We start from the raw sequence: 5,467 nt of genomic DNA, 5'->3' as shown, positions 1-5,467 counted from the left end.
CGGACGGCATTCGAATGTACTCCCGCGGTAACCAGAGCGTAGACGGCCAAATCACGATGTTTCTTTTTTACCACCGCCAGGTTGTTCATATCAGCCCCGGTAAACAAGATTGCCGTTGATGCCGGATCAAAGCCAAGAACTTTCAGCGTCCGGGAGCGGAGACCGGCAAGGCCCTGGTCATGCCCCAAGGCCCAGCTCGGCGGGGGAAAATAATGATTAGCCACCCTTTCCATCCCCGGTTTTTCACCTTTCAGGGAGGAAACCACCCGCAGCGGCCGCTGAAAATCCAGCACCAATGTCCGGTTGCGAAAATCACGGATATCGCTTTCGATAATCCGCGCCTGTTTTACATAATCAAGGTCGATACTCAGCTGACGCTGACTGACAATCTTTTCCGGCAGCACATTATTGGCCGAATTTTCAAATTCTTTCCCGTAGATCCGGGCAGCAAGCCAGGAGGTGAAAGAACCCGGATGGGTAGCGGCCCGGCAGGTCAAATCGCAGGGGAAGAAATATATCCGCCCATTCTTAACCGCCTCCACTTCCCGCCAGCCAGGATTTTCCAGCAGCTCAGCAACCTGACGGTCACCGCCGCAAGCGTAAATAATCTGCGGATTGAAACGCTGCCATTCCTGCAAAGATACGGTAATGATTGTCCCATTGCGGCCGAAAGCCGGGGCGATGCCACCGGCCGCCCGAATATATTCATTCTGAAAAGAATCATCTCCGGGAGTTATCACCATGGTACGTCCCATGAGCCGGATGACTCTTTTTCTCTTCGCCAACGGGATTTTGGCGATTTTCGCCGCTACCACTTCCATTTGCCGTTTTTCCCCGGCAATAATCTTTTCCGCTTCCTTTTCGCGATTAAAAATCCTACCCAGCAGCCGAAGATGGACAAAAGCGTCTTTAAGCGAATGGGATTCCAGGTCAACCAGGTACGTTTTACCGGCCAACGCTGCTGGAATTTCTTCCTGCAGGCCGGCATAAAAAACCAGGTCCGGCTTCAACTCCGCGACTCTGTCCGGATCGGGATGTAGGAAACCACCAACTATGGTTTTACCAGCACATTCCGGCGGCAAAACGGAATGATAGGTGATCCCGGTTATCGCCTCCGCCGCCCCCAGGCGCATGATCATTTCAGTAATGGTCGGCACCAACGATACCACCCGCCGCGGGGTTTTATCGATCTCCACCTGGCGGCCAGCAGTATCGGTAAAACAAACCGGATAAGCACCGTAAACCGGCAGTCCGATCCACAGGCAAACAACCATGGCTACCAGAATTACTATTGAACGACGATATTTCATTGTATTTCCCACTTCCACATAAAAAAATCCCCGGACCATTTTACTGATCCGGGGATCCCTGATTTTCCCACAGCATACAGCCTTATCCCAAGCCACGGGGATCAGCTGTCAATCAGATTCAAAGCAGGTCTTCTGACTCCCGGATTAACCTACTAACCACGCCTTCCCAGCTGCATATTCAGCCAGTGGCTTTTTGTGGTTTTCGTCCCCGGTCACAGCGACGGGCCCGTTGCCGATTTCCACGGCATTCCCTTTTCAGGCGACTGTCCATTCAGACAGCCTGCCACTTTGAACTTTTCGATAAATTTTATACGCCATTCAGTAAAACAAGCTCCGGCAAATGTCAAGGGATAAAAAGGTATTCAGGATTAACTCTCAGGAAAAAGCATAAGCAAATTTCCTATAACAAGCCACGAGATATTCTGTGATCATCAGAAAAGCATTTCCAGGAACAGAAAATATTGATGGCATTAAACCGGCAGCCATAGGCAGTATTTTTTTGCGTGATACCCCTCCAAAACTGGCTGAAACTTGCTTTTTTCGTTTGAGCTGTTATGCTGGTAAGAAAGAACCTGAAACAGGAGGTGATATCATGGCCAGTGTTTGTGGTTATTCCAAGATCGATAAACAGAAACTGGAAACGATTGACCAGCTGGAGAAAGAACTGGGAACAACGATTCTCGCTTTTTCCTGTAATGATGTCCTTGCCACCCAACTCAACAAAGAACAGTTGGACCGACTGCAGGCGATTGAACAGGAAATTGGCGTTTCCCTGATAGCCCTCAACAGCTGACAGCAGGATTGCCTGCAATACATCAGTTATTAATCCGTAACAAGTGTTTGTGGAGTTCAAAAAAATTCCGGGATGGATTTAGCGAATTGGATAATCGCCTCATCAGATGTGGTAAAATTTGCCACCACTGGATTTCCCTTAATTTCCCATTCCACCATCCTGATTTAAAAGCGTTTACTTATCACCCGCCGTCAACAACACAATCATAAAAAGGAGGATGCTATGAAAATCGGATCGTTTTGTCGTTCATTATTGTTGGCTGTTGTCTTATTGTTTGCGTTTCAGGCTACGTGTCTGGCGGTGAATCATATAGATGCGACCTTTGAAGGCATCGTGAGCTATACCCATTATGTGCCCCCTGAATTTGTTCCGGGTCAGGTTGTTCCCACGGCGGACAATCGTACCGACCGCCCCTGCTATCTCGGAAAAGCGGATGGTTTCATTGTCGAAAACAGTGGCACTGTAACTGGTCCCACGCTGACGACCGGCAATTTTATGCGCGTTCAGGATACGGATGATTATGCCGGCTATGGGGCGCATTTTGATTTTTATGACCGTGCCTTTAACAGCGGCTGTGTCCGGGTTTCGTGGGATGTCCTTTTCGAATCATATGAAGAGTATGATTTTTATTTCCGTAATGGGAGAGGCGATGATTCTCTCCATCCGGCCAAGAGTAAGGTTGCCGATATTCTAACGTGGAGTGATGGAAGCATGGCTTTTGAGAGCGGGGGAAGTAGAGTTCTTACAACCACCTATGAAACCGGGGTGCCGATTCATTTTGATTGTTATTTTGATCTGGACGGTAATCGCTGGGCCGTGGTGGTAAATGGTGAAGTTCTGTTCAATGACGAGTCAATCGATGATTATCCGCTAGGCCTTTTTATTCCGGGCTATCGTCATGATGCAAATCTCACCGGCGCCATGCAGGTGGATAACGTCCAGATGTACCCGGCTGATTCCTGTGACTGGCCGGAGATGAACGCCCAGTGCCCCAGTGGCCTGCCTGATCCGCAGCTGAGCTTGACCGGGACGCAGAACGTCATGGTCGATGGTGTCCAGAGACTTCGGTATCAGCTTTCAGTAACTAATTACAATGCCTATCCTGAAAGCCTTTTCACACCTTCGCCAGGCTTACCTCCCTGCGGTCTCAATACAAATTCATCAAGGACATGGGTTGATATCTATGACCAGGATGACCAGAGAGTGTACGGATTTTGTGCTTTGGGAACCCCGGGAAATCTTAATAATCTGTGGTTTGATGCCGCGACAGCCCCTGCAACGATGACTGCGGTGAGAGTTAAATTCGATGACCGACTTTGCGATCAAGAATATCAGTCAAACCTGGTGTCGGTTACTCCTGACATGTTTGCAACGCTTACCTTGACGGTCAGGGGTTCCGGCATAGTACGTACTAGTGACAGATTCGACTGTGGTCCGGGTGCGTCCATAGCCTCGGAAACCTGTACCCTGACCTACCTGAAGGGACAAACAATCACTCTCACCCCCGTGCCCATCAACGGAGATAATTACACGAGTTCATTTGCCCAATGGAGTGGTGGAAGTTGTTCCGGTAGGGAAGACTGCACGATGACAATTACTGATGATGTAACCATTGAGGCTCAATTTGCCGCTCTTGGCATTCCTGTATATAACGGGGAGCCCCTGCCGGTGCCGACGGGCCAGGATGCCTGGAACTATTCCCGAGTTATCGAGCCGGTAAAACAGTCTGATCCCGCTGCCTGCTGGCCCTTTGCCAGCGGCAAGGTGTCTGACGGCGAGGTAAATCTTCGGATTGGCTTGCCCCCATTTTCAGAGGCTGTGGACATCTATGTCGGCATCGGCTTACAATCTGCGGCCTTGGGCCCAGAGATGCTCTTTTATATGCTTAATGCCGACAATGCTCTACATCTACAGCTGCCGGGCACCGTTTTACCCGCCTGGAAAACGAATGAGACCTCTGTCGTTAATGATGTATTGCTGTGGGATACTACGTTTAGACTCGCAGACCTGCCGCCGGGTACATATTATCTCTACATTGCCGTAACCCCGGCCGACAATTATTTCGAGCGTTACTATCTCTGGGCAACCTCTTTTATCGCCGCCCGGTAGCTGAATGGTTAAAAGAGGACACACTGCTCTCGCGGGCTTTCTGACTATAAGCTTCAACTTATAATAACTCAACTTTCTGAGTTGCCCTAAAAACAGTTAGACTGTGGGGACACCGCTAAAGCAATGTCCCCGCGTCTGCCACGAATCACCAATGGGGGACAGTTTTAAAAACTGTCCCCACCCAGGCGGCCAATAGCTATAAACCAAGACCGAACATCCCATTATCTATTCCTGGCAATGCAAATCAGAAAGTTGAGTAATAATATTAGTAACTATTCAGCACATCTTTATGAAGCGCACTGCTCCAAGCAAAACCGGGACTGTCCCCGAGCTTTTTGGTTTAAAAGGGGAATGTCTCAGGCTTTTGCGGTGTATACCGACATTGTTTCATTAAACATCTGGGACAGCCCCCGGTGAAGCTGGGGACAGTCCCGAGTTTACTACTTAAGGTGTAATACAATGTGCTGAATAGTTACTAATATTATAGCCAATTTTCAATTTCAAGTTCGGAAATCCTGGAAAAATGTTTGGTGTTTCCGGTAACCAACACTAAATCCCCGGCAATTGCGATAGATGCAATCTCCAAATCTGCCAGATCAAGCGGCAACCCGGCTTTTTCCAGGGTTGCACGCAATCGACCACAAATGTAAGCGGCTTTAGAATCAAATCCAACAATATTCACTGAAGGAAGTAAAATAGATTCCAGATTGTCTAAATGGTATTCAGGTCGTATACTCTTAACTGCACCATAAACAATCTCTGAAATTGTGATAGTCGAAATATGCTGCTCATACATCGGAACTTCACTAAGACGTTTCAGCAGGTTTTCAGAAGGAGATTTTTTTAGAATATTAGTAATAACATCGGTATCAAAAAGAAACATTGCGCCCACTTCCACCTTTTCGCCGAAGTTGCTGAAGATCCTCCAGGCTTTCACTCACTTCTTCAAAACCTCTCCATTTCCCGGCAATAGAGGCCAACCCCTGCCGTTCCTCGTACTGTTCAATAAGTTTAAGATCATTAAGGCTAACCAAGGCCGCTACCGGTTTATTCCTGCGGGTAATAATAAACCGCTCATGCGCATAAGAACTCTTGGCTATAAGTTCTGATAGATGACTTTTGGCATTAGCCACTGAAACTGTAGGCATAGCTGCAAACCCCCATAAATTAAAAACCTAAAATAACATGGTCATTATAACCATTATGTCCATATAGTAATATCAATTTGCAAACAGGTAGTCAACAAAAAATATCT

General features: G+C 47.9%; 5 protein-coding genes and 1 riboswitch. Of the genes, 2 read left to right on the top strand and 3 right to left on the bottom strand.

All coding sequences use genetic code 11. The features are described from left to right. A partial coding sequence (locus tag U9P07_08310) for an ABC transporter substrate-binding protein (protein ID MEA2109404.1) occupies positions 1 to 1,406 on the bottom strand: 1,406 nt, incomplete at its 3' end. Positions 1,407 to 1,414: 8 nt separating this feature from the next. Further along, positions 1,415 to 1,616, bottom strand: a riboswitch (cobalamin riboswitch). A 118-nt stretch (positions 1,617 to 1,734) separates the two neighbouring features. Here U9P07_08310 and U9P07_08305 point away from each other — a divergent pair. Both U9P07_08305 and U9P07_08300 read left to right on the top strand, forming a co-directional pair. Further along, on the top strand, positions 1,735 to 2,103 hold the full coding sequence (locus U9P07_08305; protein ID MEA2109403.1) for a hypothetical protein: 369 nt from the start codon (positions 1,735 to 1,737) through the stop codon (positions 2,101 to 2,103). A gap of 222 nt (positions 2,104 to 2,325) precedes the next feature. Further along, the gene (locus U9P07_08300; GenBank protein ID MEA2109402.1) at positions 2,326 to 4,212 is read left to right on the top strand and encodes a hypothetical protein; all 1,887 of its coding nucleotides are present in this window, start codon (positions 2,326 to 2,328) and stop codon (positions 4,210 to 4,212) included. Positions 4,213 to 4,693: 481 nt separating this feature from the next. Here the strand turns inward: U9P07_08300 and U9P07_08295 are convergent, their stop codons facing one another. Both U9P07_08295 and U9P07_08290 read right to left on the bottom strand, forming a co-directional pair. Beyond that, on the bottom strand, positions 4,694 to 5,095 hold the full coding sequence (locus U9P07_08295; GenBank protein ID MEA2109401.1) for a type II toxin-antitoxin system VapC family toxin: 402 nt from the start codon (positions 5,093 to 5,095) through the stop codon (positions 4,694 to 4,696). Continuing rightward, on the bottom strand, positions 5,082 to 5,360 hold the full coding sequence (locus U9P07_08290) for a type II toxin-antitoxin system Phd/YefM family antitoxin (GenBank protein ID MEA2109400.1): 279 nt from the start codon (positions 5,358 to 5,360) through the stop codon (positions 5,082 to 5,084). The genes U9P07_08295 and U9P07_08290 overlap by 14 nt, the downstream gene beginning before the upstream one ends. Positions 5,361 to 5,467: the final 107 nt, after the last annotated feature.

Source organism: Pseudomonadota bacterium (genome assembly GCA_034660915.1).
Classification (GTDB): domain Bacteria; phylum Desulfobacterota; class Anaeroferrophillalia; order Anaeroferrophillales; family Anaeroferrophillaceae; genus DQWO01.
This window is presented reverse-complemented; position numbering and strand designations above follow the sequence as displayed.

Coding starts and splice junctions, on each gene's coding strand:
- U9P07_08300 (MEA2109402.1), top strand. CDS start 2,326: ATGAAAATCGGATCGTTTTGTCGTTCATTATTGTTGGCTGTTGTCTTA.
- U9P07_08295 (MEA2109401.1), bottom strand. CDS start 5,095: ATGTTTCTTTTTGATACCGATGTTATTACTAATATTCTAAAAAAATCT.
- U9P07_08290 (MEA2109400.1), bottom strand. CDS start 5,360: ATGCCTACAGTTTCAGTGGCTAATGCCAAAAGTCATCTATCAGAACTT.